The following is a 19,666-nucleotide window of genomic DNA, read 5'->3' as shown; positions in this document are numbered from 1 at the left end:
ACGCGCGCGACATGTGGCCGGAAGCTCGAGAACGGCCGATGCAGAATTGAGCCGCGCATCCCTTGCTATTGATCCCTGGCAATGCGACGTGATGAGTCATGCGACAGAATCGTTCTGTCAGCGGCGAGTCGATGGTGCGCGTCGCTGATGTGTCCAGTATCGAAGTTCTCTGTTACCCAACGGAGTGCTCGATCGACCTCCGTTTCGGGCGACTTCGGTCGCCCGTTTTTTTGGCCGCGCCACGCGGCACGCCGTTAGTTTCGATACCTGATTGACGATTTGCGTTGCCGGACATTCCGATCAGCGTGGTTGGCTCGTGTCAGCATCCGGTCTTACATCGCCAGCGGGAAAGCGAAGCCAGAACGTCGTGCGCACACCCGGCCGGCTTTCCACACCACATTGGCCGCCATGGCTTTCCATGATCGACTTCACGATCGCCAGCCCGAGGCCTGTACCTGATCCGGAGTTGCGCCGCGATGGATCGACACGGTAAAACCGTTCGAAGACGCGCTCGACGTGCTTTCCCTCTATACCGACGCCAGCATCCGTAACGGTGATTTCCGCTACACCGCCCTCCTCCCGGCAATCGACCAGAACAGCCGATCCGCGCGGTGCGTGCGCGAGCGCATTGGAAAGCAGATTGCTCAACGCACGCTGATAGAGCAACAGGTTCGCGCGAACGGTGGCGCACCCACTCACCACGATCGTGACTTCCGCATCCGACGCCATCGGCTCGTAGTAACCGGCAACCCGTTCGGCCTCCGCTACGGCGTCGAGCCGGCGAAGCTCGCCGACCGCATGCGTCGCCTCGGATCGGGCAAGGAAGAGCATGTCTTCGATCATCCAGGAAAGACGCCGATACTCGTCCACGCTCGATTCCATGACGTCACGGTATTCCTCCGCTGTGCGCGGCTGCGAAAGCGCCACCTGCGCGGCCGCCTGCAGATTGGTCAACGGCGTACGCATATCGTGCGCGAGGTTCGAGGAAAACTGGCTGAGGCGCGTAAACGAATCGTTCAGTCTTTCCCGCATGCCGTTAAAGGCGTGCTCCAATTCCTTGAGTTCTTCCGAAGTATCGAATCCCGACAAAGGTTGCGCCAGTCGGCTCGACGACATCTCTTCTGCGTATGAGACGAAGCGCCGAAGCGGGCTTAGTCCGAACACGGCAATCGCATAGGCAAAGGCGGCCGCTATCCCTACGCCCACGACTTCGATCAGCACGATCGTCCATGCATGTGCGCGCAATGACGCCAGGTTGTCCGACTTGTCGTACTGGACGACGACGCGCACGGAAACGCAGCCCGCCCCCGCGAGCCGCGTCACCGCCGTGAGATAGCGGAACCTTGCACCTCGGGTATCGAACGCAGCCGTCCGTGTGTCTGACGACAGGTCGCGAAGCACTGCGGATGTCTGAAAGCCGCTCGTGCCGACGAGACGGTTCCCGGCCATATCGTAGATGGCCATGTCCATGTTCTGATGGCCATCCATCTGATCGGTCCAGACATGAGGATGGTTCGAGATGTCGGTCGTCGCGCGCACGCTGGCGAGATCGACCTGCAGGGCCTCCAGCGTGGTCTGCATATGACCGCCTGCCGAGACGGCCATACGGCTGCGCAGCGCCTCGTAAAGCGCGGCACCGCTGAGCGCCAGAATGATCGACGTAGAGAAGAAAATCAGCGCGGTAAGTCTCGCCCCCAGGCTTCGCGGCGCAAACCGATTGATCATCGGTTTCGCACGCCAACGCGCATCAACGTGCATTAATTGGCGTCACTCGCGTCGCATAGGCCGACACGAATACGGCGTGAACGGTATCGCCCACTGTTAAAGTCTTGAAATCGATATCGGGACCGACTACGAGCGTAACGGTCCGATAGGCGCCACGCAACCGCACCTCGCGCTTTTTCGCGTCCATATGCAGCACCGTCGCCTGAACCTCGACCTGGCGCGCGGCGCTGTATCCCGACGGTGTCGACTGATACACGCTCGAATCAACGCGTTTGCGAATGCCCTTGTCCGCGTCTCCGACCTTGTCGGCAGACACCAGCAGTGCGTTTTTGTAGAGCACTTCGACGTCGTCGCCCACCCGAAGCTGATCGAAATTGTCGACCTGCGGCCCGATCGCGACGTCGATGTCGTGCCCCTTCTTCCCATGCAACGTCATGATGCGCGAAGCCCGGTCGATATCCGATATTTTGGCCCTGATCTCCACCGGGGACGCTTTCGCGAGAAGCGACTGTACGCGCGTGGCGAGTGCGGATTGCTCTTGCGTGCCTGAAGCGGTTCGAGCGGCTTGAGCGGTCTGCGCACTCGCCCATGATGTCATTCCAACGCTCACGATGACTGCCACTGCCAGAGTTGCTGCTTTATTCATCCGCATTTTCCTGTTCTAAAGGGATTCTGATAACGAGGTCTATCAGCCGGCTTTGCTTCGATATCGAGTCAAGGGGCACACGTCAGTCGACCTTCCGTTCTCGCCTGACATCACCGACGCGATCACTTCCAGTTTCCCCGCCTCGGAGGGTTCCAGTGAATTTCGCCTTGGGTTCGCTTCGTGTGGGCATCGTCGGCTCGGCTATAGGCGGCATAACCACACGATGCCCGATTCTCCCCGTTGCTTCATAGGGTCCAAAACGAAGACTAAAAGGCTTTTTGTATCACGAGTCTCGGCTTCAACTTCAAGCATGAATCAAATCTTTGATTCAACATAAATTCCGTTATTCAAACGACAACTCGAGTTCGAGAAATGACCAATCTGGACGGTGTTTTCTTTAGAACGACGGTAGAGTAAAAATTCCTGGCAATTAAATTCTCGTCTTACTCAATCAATCATTGATAAGCATGCCTACTCATTAAGGTCACATTTTTTCTTTTCTTAAAGACGCCAGATCATGATCAGTAACTTCACTCACCAATTCAATTTTTAAGAGCCACCAACGACGTTTGACCTTCCAGGCCTTCAACACTGCTCTCTGTCACGGCTGTTCTCCGCGACAGCGCATCGACCTTGCGTTCAAGCGCATGCCAACACCGCAGTTGTTACGCCCCTGACGAAGCCGATCTACAAGAACTTCGCACCCGACATAGCCGCCAGACGTCCTGGCGCAATTGTCAGCCCTGACCCATCAGGTCGATCATTCAAGGAATTATTCATGCGATATCTTCACGTCGCAGCGGCGCTAACCATTGGCGCAGCCATGGCAATCCCATCCAGCCCCGCCTACCCGGCCGAGGCCTCGCTTGGCGCACAAGTCAACGTCATGCCCAAATACGACGGCGCGGCATCGTACCGCGCACTGCCTCTGCCTGTGTTCGCCTATGACAATGGGCTCTTTTTTGTTTCCGGTCTCTCAGCCGGAATACGCTATCCGATCGGGGCTGGATTTTCGACAGGTTTGATCGCGCAGTTCGACTTCGGGCGGGATGCTGACGATTCCTCCCGCCTGGCAGGAACCGATGACATTTCCAACACGGCCCGCCTTGGCGCTTTCGTCGATTGGCGTCACGGCAGATGGCGCGCGTCGCTCAACGCCCTGCAGGCGACGCACGACGGATATGGTCTGAAAGTCCGTCTCACGGGCGGTTACACCGCTTTGGCCACGCCGAAGAACACGGTTCATCTGGCCGTGGGTGCGACTTTCGGTAACGAAGACTATATGAACACCTATTTCGGCGTGACCGGGCAGGAGTCAGTCGCCAGCCAGTCGAGGCTCGCCGCATATTCGCCTTCAGCGGGTATCAAGGGGGTTGATGCAAGCGTCACCTGGAAACACCAGATCAACCCGCATTGGAGCACGGCAGCCGTGCTGGGCGTGTCGAGCCTGGTGGGTGACGCAGCCGACAGCCCCGTCGTGGAACACAAGGCTGCCCTCTTCGGATCGGTTGGTCTAGCGTACCGCTTTTAATTCCGTCGTTGCGGTATGCATGTGCCGACACATGCATACCGCACTCTTCAGCGCAGTCCCGTACGCGCGCGACCCGGTTTCATTTCCACGCGCTGAAAGACGCTTCCGCACACGTCGCATCGTGCGCATTGCTTCGCGCATTCTGTCTGCTAACGTCACCTCGCTTTGACAAGCGAGCCTTCGCCACCGCGGTCCAACCATGGGACACGGAAGGACGATCGGCGAAGTCGGTCACACGTAGGGCAGACGACGCATTGCGTCATCTGCCCGATCAGCGCCGATCAGAAGCGGTGACGCAACCCGATCGTTGCCGCAACCTGGTTGTTGGTCGACGACGGTGTCAGCATATTGATGGATGCCACGTTCGTGATGCCGTTACCGTTCGCGTCATAACCAAGCGAGCCCGAAGCGTGCTGGTACACGCCGGCCAGGTACACGTCGGTACGCTTGCTGAGCGAATAGTCCGTACCCAGAACGAATGTGTGCCACTTCGGAGAATTGCCGCTGCTGTTGCCCGTCACTGTGCCGTCGGTGAACGTGTAGGAACTGACGACCGCCAGCGCCGGCGTAACACGGTATTGGCCGTTGATTTCATAGTTGTCGAGGTGCAGGTTCATCCCCGTGAGACCGGGCAATGCAGCACCGCCACTCGAGAGGCTTGCGAGACCGTCGAGCTGTGAGTGCGTCCACACGAGCCCGACCTGTGCAGGACCGAATGCATAGGTTGCGCCCAGACCATACGTGCGCTGAAGCGTGGCCGAAATGTTCTGGCTCGCCGACGCTGCGCTGTTCGGCGCCCCGAGTCCGCCTGAATTGTTCGACTGCGTGTAACCGGCCGCGACGTTCAACGGACCGGTACCGTACCTGGCGCCAAGGCTCCACGTGCGGCCGTTGGCAAAGCCGTTCGCGTCGTTGCTGAAGCCATACATGGCACCGACCTGCATGCCCGCATAGTTCGAGCTTGTGTACTTGATGGCATTTTTGGTCGAGACCGTCTGCGCGAGGTTGTCGTTGTCGAACGGGTGACCGGCGAGATTGTTTCCGAAGCCTCCGCCTGCCGCCGACAGCGGTCCGAGATACTCCGAGGTCGAATCGTATTGACGGCCCAGCGTCACAGCGCCGTACTGGTCACTCTTCAGACCGACGAAAGCCTGCCGGTTGAAAACATCGTCGCTGTTATGGAAGCCGCCGTTGTTCAGATCGAAGCCGCTCTCCATCGTAAAGATGGCCTTCAGGCCGCCGCCGAGATCCTCGGCACCGCGCAAGCCAAAGTAGTTGTCCGACAGGTTGCCGCTACCCTGCTGCCAGACACTCTTCCCGCCGACGTTGTTCGCGTAGGTGATCCCTGCGTCGATTGAGCCGTAAAGGGTCACGCTGCTTTGCGCATGCGCACTCACGGCAAAGGTACATACCGCACAGGCAAGAATAATATGTTGTTTCATGCTTCAAACTCCTAGGTACATGGAAATCTCCCCGACCGCCGGAACAGCAAAAGCAATCGGTGATCTGACGAGTCAGATTCCAAAGTATTCCATCGATTTGAAGCACTTCCGCTTTAGCACGGCACTACAGTTGATTTCAGAAAAAGAACGGTTATCTGACCAATACGCATAGAAGATTGTTTTCAATGAAATAAAAAGCCCGTGATGCGCCAAGACATCGAGTTCTCTTTATTGTTTATGTCTCCCGGAAACCACGCCTGATGATTCGCGCGCGGATCAATAATGTCAAAACCTGCTTAGGCTTTTCGCGAGGGTGCGCCCGTCGGCTCTTCCTGTGACACAAACCGCAACCAGAACGTCGTGCCGATAGCGGGATCACTTTTCACACCGCACGATCCGCGGTGCAAATCCATGATTGATTTGACGATGGCAAGCCCGAGTCCTGCTCCGCTGGAGATGTCGTTTTGGCGGGCTTGCCCGGTGCGATAGAAACGTTCGAAGATTCGTTCCGCATGGGGCGGTGCAACGCCTGGACCACGGTCGGTCAACAGAACCATTACCGCACCCGGTTCCTCCCGACATTCGACGTCGATCGTCGAATGGCGCGGCGCGTACGCGATCGAATTAGCGAGCAAATTGCTAACCGCGCGCTGATACAACAACAGGTCGGCATAGATGAACCCCTCTCCACGGATATCGATAGTGATATTCGACGCTCGTGCCAGCGATTCGTAAAAGCCAACGACGTGACCTGCTTCCGCCGCCGCGTCGAACTCGCGGATCGACAACACCAGGTCAGCCCGCTCGGCGCGCGCGAGAAAAAGCATGTCGTCGATCATTCGGGACAAGCGCTCGTATTCGCTTAGGCTCGATTCAATGACTTCGCGGTATTCGGGCGCAGCACGTGATTGCGCGAGCGCAAACTGAGCCGCTGCCCGCAAGTTCGTGAGCGGAGTGCGCAGATCATGTGCGAGATTCGAGGAGAACTCGTTCAAGCGTGTGAACGCGTCGTCCAGACGCGCCAGCATGCCGTTGAACGCCTGCCCCAGTTCCAGCAATTCACCCGAGTTGGCGAGCTTCGGCAAAGGTTGCCTGAGACGGTTGATCGACATCTCCTCGGCTCGTGTGACAACGCGGCTCAGAGGGCTCAACCCGAGCATCGTTACGCCATAAGTCGAGATGGCCGCGAGCAGAATTCCGACCATCTCCGTGATAAAGAGGGTCTCGATGTTCGACCTTACCAACTCTCGCTCTTCATTGCTGTCGTACTGTACGACGACACGAACGGCAGCCTTGTCGTGCACGCCAAGCGGCACGATGGTCACGAGATATCGTAACGCGGTAGTGGGTGTGGAAAGACTGACAGGATTGTGAGGCGTCTGTACGTCCAGAACCCGCGAGTAGTCACGAAAACCTCGCGTCGCCAGTACGGCCTTGCCCGTCATGTCGAAGATAGCAAATGCCATGTACTCGCGCCCATGCACATGCTCCTTCCAGACATCGGGATTACGGCTGATCTCTGCCGTCGATTTCAGCCCGGAGAGGTGAGCATCGAGTGCCGACATCACGTCTTCCATCTGTTCGGCCGCATTGGCTTCGACACGGCTCATCATCGCTTCATAGACTGCGAATCCGCTGATCGCGAACGCAACCGATGCATGGAAAACGATCAGCGCGGTGAGCCTTACACGCAGGCTACCCGGCAAATAACGAAGCATGATTAGCTGACGCCGGCTATTGCAACGAGCAGAATGCGCATGCCATCCACCTCAGAGTTCGATCCGCGACCTCCGCGCTGTCGACGAGAGCATAGTACTGTACCCGTTGTCGCCATGTGATTAAGCACGCCGGCAACAGGGACAACTTTGAGAAAACACAAAAAATCCCGATACCTGTCAGGCGCGCGGTAGTCCGCACGACGCATCTTTTGCAGTTTCCCATGCGTGATTCATGAGCAGATCGTCCAGTTACGTATTTCGGACTTCCAGAACATAGCCCATGCCCCTGACGGTATGAATCAGCTTGGATTCGAAAGGGTCGTCCAGTTTGGAGCGCAGGCGCCGGATAGCCGAATCCACCACGTTCGTGTCGCTGCTGAAATTCATGTCCCACACCTTTGACGCAATGATCGCGCGCGGCAGAATTTCTCCTTCGCACCGCATCAAAAGCCACAGCAGCGCGAACTCTTTTGCCGTCAACAGAATGACTTTCCCCTGTCTCGTGGCTTTACGACGTGTGAGATCGAGTTCCAGGTCGGACACACGCAGCGTGTTCGAATCCTGCGACCGCGTGCGGCGAAGGATCGACTTTACGCGCGCAGTCAGTTCGACAAAGTCGAAGGGTTTCGCGAGGTAATCATCGGCGCCGAGTTCCAGCCCGCGGATCCGGTCTCCCACGTCGTCTCTCGCGGTGAGAAAGAGAACCGGTGTCGATTTGCTGCGCCTGAGATTCTGCAGCAGTGTCCACCCGTCTTGCCCTGGCAGCATGACATCCACGATGAGCAGATCATAGTCCTCCGTTTCAGCCTGGTGCTGCCCGGAAATGCCGTCCTCCACCCAGTCGGCGACATACCCCGCTTCCGTCAAGCCCTTGCGTAGATATAAGCCCGTCATGCCTTCGTCTTCGACAATCAGAATTCGCATTACCTGTTACCTCGTTTGAATCACTTTCGGTCCGAAGACCCTCCGGAAGGCGCACAACGATAGCAAAGCGAAAGTTTCCTTGGAAGGCCGCCCCTGCTTTGCGGGTTTCCTCGAGCCTTGCTCCGCGTCAAACATGACAGGAATGTCACGTTCGCCTCATGCAGACGCATCACTCGAACGTCAAGCTATCCGGGTCTCACTTTGACGCTTTCCGCACCCTTGAATTCAAAACCCAATGCTGCCGCATAGCGCTGACTGATATGCCGGGAATTACCTCAGCAGTCCCACTGCATATGCAGATTCACTCACGCAGCCTTTCGATGATGCGACTGAAACATCTGGCGTCCAACGAAGCTATCTCAATGCAATGAGTACATCTCAACGGTTTGATGAATACCTGGAACATCTTTCTCAAGGATTCCGGCACAAGCATCATATTGCCGGGCTGCGTGACTATTGCACGGGACTGATGCGCCCGTTGGAACGAAAGAGCACGAATGCCATTGCGGAGGATCTGCAACCCGCGCGTGCAGCAGCAATGCGTCAGGCGCTGCATCATTTCGTGGCCAGAGCTCCATGGTGCGATGAAGAACTGCTAAGACAGATCGCCCGCTGGGTGACCCCGCGGATGACGGGCTTGTCCCGCAGTGGCTGGTGGGTCATCGGCTGCAACACCTTTCCGAAGCGTGGCAGTCAGCCAGTGGGCGTCGCGAGACAACATCACGGAGCATCGGCCAGATATGACAAATGTCAAATTGCCGTGAGTGTTTCGCTGGCCTGCGAAAGCGCCAGTCTGCCTGTCGGCTGGCGGCTGTATCTGCCGCGCGCTTGGGCCGACGATCCAATCCGGCGCAGAAAGGCAGGCGTCCCCACCGAAGTGCAATTTGCGAGCAGACCCACACTGGCGCTTCAACAGATCGAAAGACTACTGGCCGCAGGAACGCCTTCACGCCCTGTGCTCGCTGATGTCAGCTACGGCATGGATCCGGACTTCAGGCAAGGCTTGATCGACCTCGGGCTGCCATACGTACTGGGTGTCACGTCGCAAGCACGCGTCTGGCGCACGCAAGCCGAAACACCACCGTCGACGGGATACAGGGACGCGGGACGCACAGGCGCACAGACATGGCGTACGGCCGCGCACTACCCCGTCAGTGTCAGGGCGCTCGCCATGGAATTGCCGGCGCACATGTTGCAGACGATCAACTGGCGAGAAGGAAACGGAAATCTGAGAAGCAGCCGGTTTGGCGTGGCGCGGGTGCAGTATGCCGACAACTACGCATGCTGGACGCGATTGCAGCCGCTGCAGTGGCTGCTATTGAAGTGGCCAGTGGGCGAACCGGAACCCGTCAGATACTGGTTGTCGACACTGCCAGAGGACACGTCGATCAGTGAACTCGTCGCAGCGGCACATTACCACTGGCGCACCGATCGGGATCACGAGGAACTTCGTCAGGATTTCGGCCTTGATCATTATTCGGGCCGCGGCTGGAGAGGATTTCATCACCACGCCACGCTATGCACGGCCTCGTATGGCTTCCGTCTCGGAGAGCGACTGGCGAGTGAGCGGGACCTTGCGTCCCGAAGACTCTCAATGTACCCGGAACCTGGCGCGTGATGCACTGCGTCGTTCGTCTGTGTTTGGCCCCCTTGTCAACGCTCTCTATCACTACATGGAGCATCTTCTTTTGAAAATGTAAGCAACAACCCCTCCCTCATTTCGATGGATGATCGCAGTTCCGTGATAAAGGATAATTAATGTCGAAACGTTTCCGTTTGTTGGCTGGTATCGCTACTCTCATCCCTGCATTCGCTCTCCTTGCGCAAGACCTCTCAGCCAACCCGAAACCCAATCCTTATCTGGCGGCAGAAAAATATGCCATTACCCATTTCGATCCATCCCAGAGCGATTCCTTTCCGTATGCCGTTCCGCGCGGCACGTTCAAGGTCGATCTGCGGAAGGAAAAGCGGATTGTCGCGGGTCCCGTCAACATCATGACGCTCGCATCGACTTCTCCGTCTTATATGTGGGGAGTGTCGAGTGAAGGTGTCACCTACATCGACGTGTCGAATGGCGAGTTCAAGGAAGTCGCCCGTATGGCGGCGCCAGGCCAGAAAATCATCTCCGCACAGATGCACGACAAGGTTTTGGGTCAGCATTTCACCAATGCTGCACAAGTGCAAAAAGCAGTGACTGATATCTATGGCCTCGACTGGACGCGCGCGGTGAATGGTGTCTATTCGGTCGTCGACAAGAACAACGACGTGTTCTACAACACCGCCGACGGCTTCCTGACGAAATTCAGCCTGGTCGATGATAAGAACCCGTCCGCAGGGATAAAAGTCATCAAGACCATCAATATGCGTTCGATTATCGGTCCGGACGCGTACCTGGTCGGCACTGGCGTCACGTATGACGGAAAGCTCGTCGTCGCGTCCAATTTCACCGTGAGTGTTCTTGACCGGTCTCTTGAAGGCAACGCGCAAACGATACGCCTCGCACCGGGTGAGGTCGTCACCAACTCATTTGCGATCGACGATCAGAACGGCATCTACATTGCGTCGAACAAGATGATGCACAAGCTGGTCTGGACCGGGACGAAGCTCTCCTCCGACGCGGCGGATGGCGCCTGGACGTCGCCGTACGACACCGGCGAGCAGCCGCCAACCATCAAGCTCGGCAATGGCACGGGCTCCACCCCCACGCTGATGGGATTCGGACGGGATCAGGACCAGCTCGTCGTGATCACCGACGGCGCAAATCGCACGCATCTGGTCGCGTTCTGGCGCAATGAAATCCCCACCGGCTGGAAAGCACCAGCTGGCGCGAAGTCGAACCGCATAGCAGGCCAGATCGCCGTGACGGCTGGATTGACGCCACTGCCGAAATTCATTCAAACCGAACAGTCTGTCGTCGTGAACGGCTATGGCGCCTTTGTAGTCAACAACATTTCGGAATCCGGCGAGAAGGACAAACTCGTCGACGTACTGGCGCTTGGCCCCGTCAACCAGCCGGGCCACGGTACCGAGCGTTTCGAATGGGACCCGAAAACACATCGCTGGCATTCGGTCTGGACGAGAAGCGATGTGATCTCGATCAGCATGGTACCGAGCGTCAGTTCTGCATCGGGTATCGTCTTCGTGAACGGCTATTACAAAAAGACTGGCTGGGAGTTGACAGGTCTTGACTGGAACACCGGCAAAACCGTACAGCGCGTCGAGTTCGGCAAAGACAATCTCGGCAACGGCGCTTACGCAATCATCCAGTACGCGCCGAACGGCGACCTCATCTTCAACAGCATAGGCGGCCCGGTTCGCGTGAATCTGAAAGATCCCGCAAACACCTGATTGGCTGACGGCACCCGAGTGATGGGCTGATCTCCGGAACCGTCCCGGGCCAGCCTTACTCGCCATTTTCGCGCTCAGGCGCGCGTCAATCCGCGAAGCCTCATCGAATGCCCAATCGTTGCGGCAGGTGGTCTGCACGCCGCCTGTCTGCACGTTTGGGGCATTCATAAAACCTAAGCAAAATCACTATGCATAAACGTCGCTTGATTCGACACGTGACCAATAGTCTGCTGGTGACCGTTTGTGTAGCCGGCATACCGCAACATTCGTCGGCGACGGAAACGGGCGTCGGTCGCCCGATAACCGGTCAACAGGTAACGCCATACGGTGGAATCGTTCCACCCACCAGCGAGTGGATCGTTTCGTGGGCGACCATCTATTACGACGGATCGCTCAGTGCCAGCAAGAAAGTGTCGACAGGAAAGCAGATAACAGGCGGCCTGAATTATCAGGTTGTCTACACGATCGCCAACCTGGTTAAGACATGGGGCATCAATCTGGCAGGATGGAACTTTGCTTCATCCATTGGCGTACCTGTTCAGTATTCCAGTGCGTCGTCGTTCAACGGTCTTCTGCGCCCCGACCATGGCACCCAGTTTGCCGATCTCTTCTTTGCACCCGTCATTGCGGGTTATCGTTTCTCGCCAACTGACTACACTGCACTGAGCCTGCAAATCTACGCACCGACGGGCGCGTACAATTCCGGTCGCCTCGCCAACGCCGGTCAGAACACCTGGACATTCACGCCGAATATTGCCTATACGAAGCTGTTTCCCAGCAATAACATCGAGTTGACCGTCAACTACGGCGTCGAGTTCTATACAACGAATGGCGAGACCAACTACCACAATGCCGCCGTCAGCGTACTCGACGTGCTGGCACTCAAGCGCTTCAGGAGTGGATGGAGCGTGGGCGTCGTCGGCGGGTGGATTCAGCAGCTCGGCGACGATACCGGCCCCACAGCTGATCTGATCGGTGGCGCGAAAGGCTACTCCGTCGGCATGGGTCCAATGATCGGCTGGGCCGGCAAGGTTGGGAAAACGCCTGTTTCTGCCAATCTTCGGTGGATCAACGAATTTGCGGCACATGCAAGACCCAGCGGAAATGCAGTGCAGTTGTCGATGAGTGCAACGTTTGAATAGGCCAATTCCAGATGGAAACTAGCGGAAGAATGCGACGACCTGCTGAATCGTTCCAGCCCCGGCAATAACCGTGAACACTGCCGCCAGCCAAACGCCAGCGGTTTCTTCAATCCATTCGGTAACTGATGATGAACGGCCATCCCGGTCGCCGGTATCTATCAGGCGCTGGTCCGATACTTGTTGCGCCATCCCTTTAACAGCCGTCTCGCGATAATTCTTCGTGTTCATTGTAGACCTGTGCCGCAGAGAAGAGAGAAACAGCGAGAGGCGTTGAGCCTTCTGTTGACACTCTGCTATTTCGGCACCGGTCCGAAAAACTTTAAGGTCGCGTACTGGAAAAGCCATTTCGAAATCGCCATCCGCCCCATGCGTTCGAGTGAATGCCACCGGGCACAGGGTGTGCGCTGTGTCTGTCACACCTTGAAATAAGCGGAGGCAGAGATGAACAGATTCTTCTCAATTGCAGCGGTCGTACTGATAACCGCCTCGGCGGGTGCCGGCGCTCAGACGAAACCCGGGGACGCGTCGGGCGGCGACGCGATGAAGATGCAATCCGGCGACGCTGGTAAAAGCCTTACCGACAAGGCGCAACAAGGCGGCCCGGGAAATGCGGAAGGAACGCTGATGGATAAGCGATCGAAAGCGCTATCTCCTCAAGGCGCCTCCGCGGCGGGAAAGACAGGCGAAGTCAAGCAATGATCGTGACCGAAGTCCAGCTGCAAAGACGCGTAGCTGCATAAAAAGGCCGTGGCCGGGCAGCGGGCAATAGCTGCACCCACTGCGCCGGCTTCCCGTCCCTACCACCTACAGCGCGGAATAACCGGCCGCTTTAGGGCTACGGCGAACCGCTTGAGTTTCCCCGTTGCCGCGCGCACCTACCGGCAAATTGCCCCGAGCGGCGCGATACACGTTGGGGGCGACGCCATACTCGCGTCGAAATTCACGCCCCATGTGAGAGGCGTCCGAAAAGCCACAGGTTGCCGCGATATCCGCCACCGTCCGGTCCGAGTCCGTCAACAGCCATGCAGCCGTCTTCAGCCGCATCCGACGCGCGTACGCAAGGGGCGATTCACCCGTTTGCGTCTTGAACAGCCGTTGGAGTTGTCGCACGGACACCTCCACCCGATCGGCCAGTTCTTCCATGCTCAACGGTCGCCCAATGTGCTGCTCCATCAGATGAACGACTCGCTTCACCCGAGGATGTGTCACGGGTTCGGTGCCGGGCGGGTGCGGTTGCGGTGCGCTCGGGCGCTGCGCATCTTCCACGAGCAGGATACGCAGCGCTTTCTGAACAGTCGCAACGTCGATGTGCCGCTGCAGAATGGCCGCTGCCACATCGATGGACGCGCGACCACCCGAGCACGTGATACGGCGCCCATCGATCGCGAACAGCCGGTCGGCGACGAGCAGGCTTTCGTCGACATGCGGAAACCGTCCAATGTAGTCCCAGTAGTGAAACCAGCTGACACACACGCGATGTCCGTCCATCACACCCGCGCTCGACAACGCGAACACGCCAGTGCAAATCCCCACGAGCGTGGACGACGAATCGGCGGCATGTCGAATGAAGCGAAGTGTGGCATCCCCGACGCCAGGTCCCGAATGCAGCAGGCCGCCGATCACGACCACATAATCGAAGCGCCCTGCGTCGTCGAAGGTTTGCCACGGCTGGACCTGAATGCCGCAACTCGCCCTCACTGGCGTCAGCGTTTCGCCGACTATCGTCCATGCGCACCGCACCGGCTTGCTGAAATCGGCATCGTCGCTGGCAAGACGCAAGAGATCCACAAAGCCGGAAAATGCTGTCAGCGTGAAATTCGGCAGAAGGACAATGCCGAAGTGCACGGGCGGCTTGACCTCGAATGAATCGGCTGTAGTGCCCATGGCCGGGTTACTCGTCGGCCAACGGTGCTTGCGAGGTCTCGCGGCTGAAGATCATCGCGATCAGCGCGACACCTGCCGCGCCGACCAGATACCACGCTGGCGCGAGCTTATTGCCCGTCGCACCGATCAGCCATGTCGCGACGAGCGGCGCCGTGCCGCCGAAGAGCGCATTCGCCGCATTGAAGCAGAACGCGAAGCCGCTATAGCGCACCCGTGTCGGAAAGATCTCTGAGAGAAAGCAAGGCAGCGTGCCGTCGTTCATCGTCAGCAATGCGCCAAAGGCGATCTGGATCGCGACGATCATCATGAAGCTCGCGCCGGCCAGCCCCTTGAAGAGCGGCACCGTCAACACCGCGAACAGGATCGACGCGCCGATCAGCATCGACTTGCGTCCGATGCGATCGGACAGCGCGCCCATCACGAACACCAGCCCGATGTAGGCCGTCAGCGAGATCGTCGCAGCAATGAACGAGGCCGTCTCGTCCATACCCAATTCCGTCGACAGATAGGTCGGCATATAGCTCAACACCAGATAGAACGCGACGGCATTCAGGCACGTCACACCGAACGCGATCAACATCTTCATCCGATGCTTGCCCAGCAGTTCGGCAATGGGCGCGCGCGCCACGTGATGGTCGTGCTCCAGCGCCTTGAAACGCGGCGTGTCCTCGAGTTTCACGCGGATGTACCGACCGATCAGACCAAACGGTGCTGCCAGCAGGAACGGCAAACGCCATCCGAACGAATGCAGTTGCTCGGTGCTCAACGCGGCATGCAATACAGCGATGAGAATCGAGCCAAACAGCAGACCTGCCGCTGTGCTCGCCGGTACGATGCTCGTATAGAAGCCACGTCGCTTTGCCGGTGCGTATTCGGCGAGGAACGCCGAAGCGCCCGCGTATTCGCCCGAGGCCGAAAAGCCCTGAATCACGCGTACGACCAGAAGCAGAACGGGCGCGAACACCCCGACCTGCGCATAGGTTGGCAATAGTGCAATGACGAAAGTCGAGCACGACATGATCAGAATAGACAGCGATAACGATGTCCGCCGGCCGACCTTGTCGCCGAAGTGACCCCAGACAATACCGCCGATCGGCCGCACGATGAACGAAATGGCGAACACGCCATATGCCGCCAGCAGTCCCGTGGTGCCGTCCGTCTTCGGAAAGAACACCACGGCAATGATCGTCGCGAGATAACCGTACGACGCGTAATCGAACCATTCGACAAAGTTGCCGATGAAGCTCGCACATGCCGCGCGCCTGAGCAGTTTCGGGTCCACCGATTCATTCATGGAACTGTCACTTGCTCCTGACGGCGCGATGATGCCGTTCGCGGAATCGCCCGACAAGGTTCTTCTCGTGCTCATTGATTCTCTCCGGACCTGATGTTGCGATAACGGTGCGCAGGCAGCAACATGCGCTCGCGCGGTGCTTCGGCTCGTCCGATCGGACCTCAATCGATCGAGCCTGCTTGAGTGCATGGTAGGAGTCCAATATCAACGAACATTTCCCGTCTCGACGCAATACTTTCTGTTTTCGACATCGAGGGTATACCTGATCCAGCCGTGACCAGCATGCAAAAAGCCCGCTGTATCCGCTGACGTTTTGCAACGTCGGCGAATACAGCGGGCAACCTTGGCAGATACGATCAGATCGAGCTGGAGTGCACGTCGCCTTGCAGGCGATCCCCAGACGACGATGTGTGAAAGAGCGGATGCCGGCGCGCAAGCAGGAAGTACGCAATACCGCCCGTCAGCAGGGAGAACTCGAAGCTCAGGTCGCCCCAGCCGAGATAGTCGCGCATCAACGGGCTGACATAGGTCGGCGAGTTGGAGAACACGATCGACGCGACGATCCCCAGTGCCCACGCAATGATGCCAGGCCAGAATATCCCGCCCGTGTACCAGTACGCGCCACTGCCCCACTTCATCCAGTCGTCGGTGCGATAGCGGCCTCCGCGCATGAAGTAGTCGACGACGACAATCGCGGCCCAAGGCGCAGTCCAGAAGACCATGTAGTTGAGAAAGACCTGGTACATGTCGAAGAACTGTCCGTAGAACACCGTGACGATACGAAACGTCAATGTGAACAATGCGATGATCGCCAGCGACGTAATGCGGTTGATCGGAATGCGCAACGCGAGCAGACCGAGACCCGCCGTATAGCCGTTGGGCACGTTGGCCGCGATGCCGCCGAGAATGATCGCGAACAGCAACGGCACGATGAACCACGTCGGCAGAAAGCGCGACAACTGGCTGACAGGATCGTCGCCGAGCGAGCCACCGAGCGCCGTCGCGAACAGCACACCGATCACTTCGCAGAACACCAGCGCGACGAACTGGCCACCGCCCGCCGCGAGCACGATCTTCTTCCAGCTCGTTTCCGCAGGGAAATAGCGGCTGTAGTCCGAGGCAAAATTGGCCCAGCCGATCGGGTAAGAAAACACGATCCCCATTGCGATCAGCCACGTGCTGAACGACCCGCCGCCATGATTGACCTGCGACGCGATTGCAAGGCTCGTATGCGGCAACACGAATGCGGCGAGTCCCGCAAACAGGACCGCAAGTACTACCGCGATCCATTTTTCTGCCGCAATGATGGTGGCGTGACCGAATATCGCCAGCACGATCTCCGCAGCCAGAATGATCGCAAGCGAGACCCACACCACGCCGTGGCTGTGAAAACCGCCCATTTTCAGCAGCGATTCGAGTGCCTGGGTCGCGACGACGGAGTTGATCGAGAACCAGCTCAAGGCCGAAATCAGACTGACGGCTTTCGGCAGAAAAGAACCAAGCTGCCCGAATGAACTTCGCGACGTCATGATGCCCGATGTGCCCGTCTTCGGCCCCATGATGGTCGTCAGACCGAGCACGAAACAGCCAAATGCATTGCCCACCAGAATCGCGAGCAACGCCTGCCATAACGACAGCCCCTGCGAGAGCGCCAGCGCGCCCGTGACGACGACTACGTAGTTCGTGTTTGCGCCGATCCACATCTTGAAGAGTTCGGCTGGCGTGCCATGCCGGTCTTTGCGGGGAATGGGATCGATGGCGTGCTGCTCGATGCTCCACGCCTTGTCGGCCTCCACTGCCTGTTGCGTGTGACTGCTTTCATGCGTGCTCATGGCTCTTCCCCGGTTTCAGGCTCGCGATGCAAGCGATGCGTTGGCGCGGGCTTGCCACGCCTCGCTCAGTGCCTGCGACATACCTTCAACGCAGACGTCGAATAGCAGCTTGCCTTTGTCCGCCGTGGCGGCCGCCGCGGACGAAAGACATCCTGATGCGGGCGTCCATTCGGGGATCGGCGGAAACACGTCGTAGGGCGGAAACGTCGCCGCCGCATGCGCGGGCACCTGCGACATATCCACCAGATGCGGATGCAGATGCAACATCAGCGACGTCTCCAATACGCCGCCGTGCTCGACGGCCCAGCCCGGAAATCCGTCCGGGTAGATCCGCGCAATCGTCGCCTCGGTGACGAAGTCCCAATACGACAGCAGCACCACCTGAACGTCGTCAATGCCCTCCCAGCGCAGCTCGCGCAACGCAAGGTCGATACCTTCGACGGCGAACATCGAGTTCTCAAAGTGACCGTTGATGAGACACATTCTGCGCGCGCCGTGCCGCGCGAATTCCTTGAGGATGTCCTTGATGGTCGACGACAACGTATGGCCGTCGAGACTCGTGGTGCCGCACAGATGATTGCCGCCGCCACTCTTTTGCTGTGACTTATAGCCGTAGGCGATGGCCGGTGCGACGAGCGCGTCGATGTTTTGCGCAACGGCAATGCCGATCGCCGTCGGCAGCAGCACGTCGGGGTTCATCGACATGTGCGGACCGTGCTGCTCCAGTGCGCCGAGGGGGATCAGCACGGGCCAGCCGTCGCCGATACGGCGCGCGTAGTCCGGCGCCGCGAGCTCTCCAATTACCACGCTTTGCTTCATGTACGTCTCCTCGTTAGCAGGTTCTATTCATCGCTATAGGTCGATGCATCGGCGTCGCGGCAAAACCATCAGCGGTCATACACGGGCAATCGCGCGCAAAGCTGCCCAACCTGCTCGCGCACGCGGGCTTCCGTCTGCGCATCGCCCAGGTGTTCGAGTACATCGCATACGAGCGATGCCGTGAGCTTCGCGTCGTTCTCGTCGAAGCCACGCGTGGTCAGTGCAGGCGTGCCGATGCGGATGCCGCTCGTCACGAATGGCGATTGTGGATCGTTCGGCACCGCGTTCTTGTTCACCGTGATGTGCGCGCGGCCGAGCGCGGCGTCCGCGTCCTTGCCTGTGATGCCTTTATCGATCAGATCCACCAGGAACAGATGATCGTCGGTGCCGCCCGATACGATCTTATAGCCGCGTTCGATGAAAACAGCCACCATCGCGCGCGCATTGGCCAACGTCTGCTTCTGGTAGGCAACGAATTCCGCGCCGAGCGCCTCACGGAAGGCGACCGCTTTCGCTGCGATCACATGCATCAGCGGGCCGCCTTGCGTGCCCGGAAAGACCATCGAATTAAGCTTCTTTTCGATCGCTTCATTTGCGCGCGCGAGAATCAGGCCGCCGCGCGGGCCGCGCAAGGTCTTGTGCGTGGTCGTCGTCACGACATCCGCAAACGGAATGGGATTCGGATACAGGCCGGCGGCAACGAGACCCGCCACATGCGCCATATCGACGAATAGATATGCGTCGATACGATCGGCGATTTCACGAAAGCGTGCAAAGTCGAGCACACGCGAATACGCCGAAAAGCCCGCGACGATCATCTTCGGCCGATGCTCGAGCGCGAGCCGTTCGACTTCGTCGTAATCGATCAAGCCGGTCGACGCATCGACGCCGTATTGCACCGCATTGAACACCTTGCCCGAAAACGACACTTTCGCACCGTGCGTCAGATGACCGCCGTGCGCGAGGCTCATGCCGAGAATGGTGTCGCCCGGTGCGAGCAAGGCCAGATACACGGCTGCGTTGGCCTGTGAGCCGCTGTGCGGTTGAACGTTCGCATACGCTGCGCCGAAAAGCTGCCTGGCGCGGTCAATGGCGAGTGACTCGACCACGTCCACATGCTCGCAGCCGCCGTAATAGCGCTTGCCTGGATACCCTTCCGCGTACTTGTTGGTCAGCACCGAACCCTGTGCTTCGAGCACGCGCGGGCTCGTGTAGTTTTCCGATGCGATCAGCTCGATATGATCTTCCTGCCGTTGCCGCTCGAGCAGCATCGCATTCGACAGTTCGGGATCGAAGCCTGCGATCGTCTGTTCTTTTGAAAACATCAGTGAAGCCTCCTGCCATGTTTGATCGCCTGCGGC

16 protein-coding genes are annotated in these 19,666 nt (G+C 58.4%); 5 read left to right on the top strand and 11 right to left on the bottom strand.

Translation table 11 applies throughout. The annotated features are described in order from the left end of the window. Positions 1–300: 300 nt before the first annotated feature. Positions 301–1,725, bottom strand: a complete 1,425-nt coding sequence (locus PPGU16_RS28565; protein ID WP_180723716.1) for a heavy metal sensor histidine kinase — start codon at positions 1,723–1,725, stop codon at positions 301–303. A gap of 22 nt (positions 1,726–1,747) precedes the next feature. Then, positions 1,748–2,371 (bottom strand): hypothetical protein, encoded by a 624-nt coding sequence (locus tag PPGU16_RS28560; RefSeq protein WP_180723715.1) that lies wholly within the window; start codon positions 2,369–2,371, stop codon positions 1,748–1,750. Between the two features lie 778 nt (positions 2,372–3,149). Here PPGU16_RS28560 and PPGU16_RS28555 point away from each other — a divergent pair. Then, a complete protein-coding gene (locus PPGU16_RS28555) occupies positions 3,150–3,902 on the top strand; it encodes a MipA/OmpV family protein (protein ID WP_180723714.1) in 753 nt (250 codons plus the stop codon). A 281-nt stretch (positions 3,903–4,183) separates the two neighbouring features. Here PPGU16_RS28555 and PPGU16_RS28550 read toward each other — a convergent pair whose 3' ends face one another. From PPGU16_RS28550 to irlR, 3 genes are all read right to left on the bottom strand, one after another. After that, complete coding sequence (locus PPGU16_RS28550; RefSeq protein WP_180723713.1) at positions 4,184–5,344, bottom strand: porin; 1,161 nt, start codon at positions 5,342–5,344, stop codon at positions 4,184–4,186. A gap of 296 nt (positions 5,345–5,640) precedes the next feature. Beyond that, positions 5,641–7,062 carry a heavy metal sensor histidine kinase gene (locus tag PPGU16_RS28545; RefSeq protein ID WP_180723712.1) on the bottom strand — a complete coding sequence of 474 codons (1,422 nt, stop codon included), beginning with the start codon at positions 7,060–7,062 and terminating at the stop codon, positions 5,641–5,643. Between the two features lie 249 nt (positions 7,063–7,311). After that, positions 7,312–7,986 carry a heavy metal response regulator transcription factor IrlR gene (irlR, locus tag PPGU16_RS28540; protein WP_180723711.1) on the bottom strand — a complete coding sequence of 225 codons (675 nt, stop codon included), beginning with the start codon at positions 7,984–7,986 and terminating at the stop codon, positions 7,312–7,314. Between the two features lie 367 nt (positions 7,987–8,353). Here irlR and PPGU16_RS28535 point away from each other — a divergent pair, with 367 nt between their 5' ends. From PPGU16_RS28535 to PPGU16_RS28525, 3 genes are all read left to right on the top strand, one after another. Next, positions 8,354–9,604 (top strand): IS701 family transposase, encoded by a 1,251-nt coding sequence (locus PPGU16_RS28535; RefSeq protein WP_180723710.1) that lies wholly within the window; start codon positions 8,354–8,356, stop codon positions 9,602–9,604. A 140-nt stretch (positions 9,605–9,744) separates the two neighbouring features. After that, the gene (locus tag PPGU16_RS28530) at positions 9,745–11,334 is read left to right on the top strand and encodes a hypothetical protein (protein ID WP_180723709.1); all 1,590 of its coding nucleotides are present in this window, start codon (positions 9,745–9,747) and stop codon (positions 11,332–11,334) included. Positions 11,335–11,522: 188 nt separating this feature from the next. Continuing rightward, complete coding sequence (locus tag PPGU16_RS28525; protein ID WP_180723708.1) at positions 11,523–12,476, top strand: SphA family protein; 954 nt, start codon at positions 11,523–11,525, stop codon at positions 12,474–12,476. Positions 12,477–12,494: 18 nt separating this feature from the next. Here the strand turns inward: PPGU16_RS28525 and PPGU16_RS28520 are convergent, their stop codons facing one another. Beyond that, entirely contained in the window at positions 12,495–12,704 is a 210-nt protein-coding gene (locus PPGU16_RS28520; RefSeq protein WP_180723707.1) for a hypothetical protein, read from the bottom strand. A gap of 213 nt (positions 12,705–12,917) precedes the next feature. Here PPGU16_RS28520 and PPGU16_RS28515 point away from each other — a divergent pair, with 213 nt between their 5' ends. Then, positions 12,918–13,175: a hypothetical protein gene (locus PPGU16_RS28515; RefSeq protein WP_180723706.1), complete on the top strand. Its 258-nt coding sequence runs from the start codon at positions 12,918–12,920 to the stop codon at positions 13,173–13,175. Between the two features lie 105 nt (positions 13,176–13,280). Here PPGU16_RS28515 and PPGU16_RS28510 read toward each other — a convergent pair whose 3' ends face one another. The 5 genes from PPGU16_RS28510 to glyA all read right to left on the bottom strand — a co-directional run bounded on the left by PPGU16_RS28510 (position 13,281) and on the right by glyA (position 19,630). After that, positions 13,281–14,360 carry a GlxA family transcriptional regulator gene (locus PPGU16_RS28510; protein WP_180723705.1) on the bottom strand — a complete coding sequence of 360 codons (1,080 nt, stop codon included), beginning with the start codon at positions 14,358–14,360 and terminating at the stop codon, positions 13,281–13,283. A gap of 7 nt (positions 14,361–14,367) precedes the next feature. Further along, positions 14,368–15,729, bottom strand: a complete 1,362-nt coding sequence (locus PPGU16_RS28505; protein ID WP_180723704.1) for an MFS transporter — start codon at positions 15,727–15,729, stop codon at positions 14,368–14,370. 281 nt (positions 15,730–16,010) lie between these two features. Further along, a complete protein-coding gene (locus tag PPGU16_RS28500) occupies positions 16,011–17,486 on the bottom strand; it encodes a purine-cytosine permease family protein (protein ID WP_180723703.1) in 1,476 nt (491 codons plus the stop codon). A gap of 15 nt (positions 17,487–17,501) precedes the next feature. Then, a complete protein-coding gene (locus tag PPGU16_RS28495; RefSeq protein ID WP_180723702.1) occupies positions 17,502–18,305 on the bottom strand; it encodes a creatininase in 804 nt (267 codons plus the stop codon). 68 nt (positions 18,306–18,373) lie between these two features. Beyond that, entirely contained in the window at positions 18,374–19,630 is a 1,257-nt protein-coding gene (gene glyA / locus PPGU16_RS28490) for a serine hydroxymethyltransferase (protein ID WP_180723701.1), read from the bottom strand. Between the last annotated feature and the right edge of the window lie 36 nt (positions 19,631–19,666).

This window comes from Paraburkholderia largidicola (assembly GCF_013426895.1).
Classification (GTDB): Bacteria; Pseudomonadota; Gammaproteobacteria; order Burkholderiales; family Burkholderiaceae; genus Paraburkholderia; species Paraburkholderia largidicola.
The sequence above is the reverse complement of the archived record's forward strand: the minus strand, read 5'-3'. Positions and strand labels throughout refer to the sequence as shown.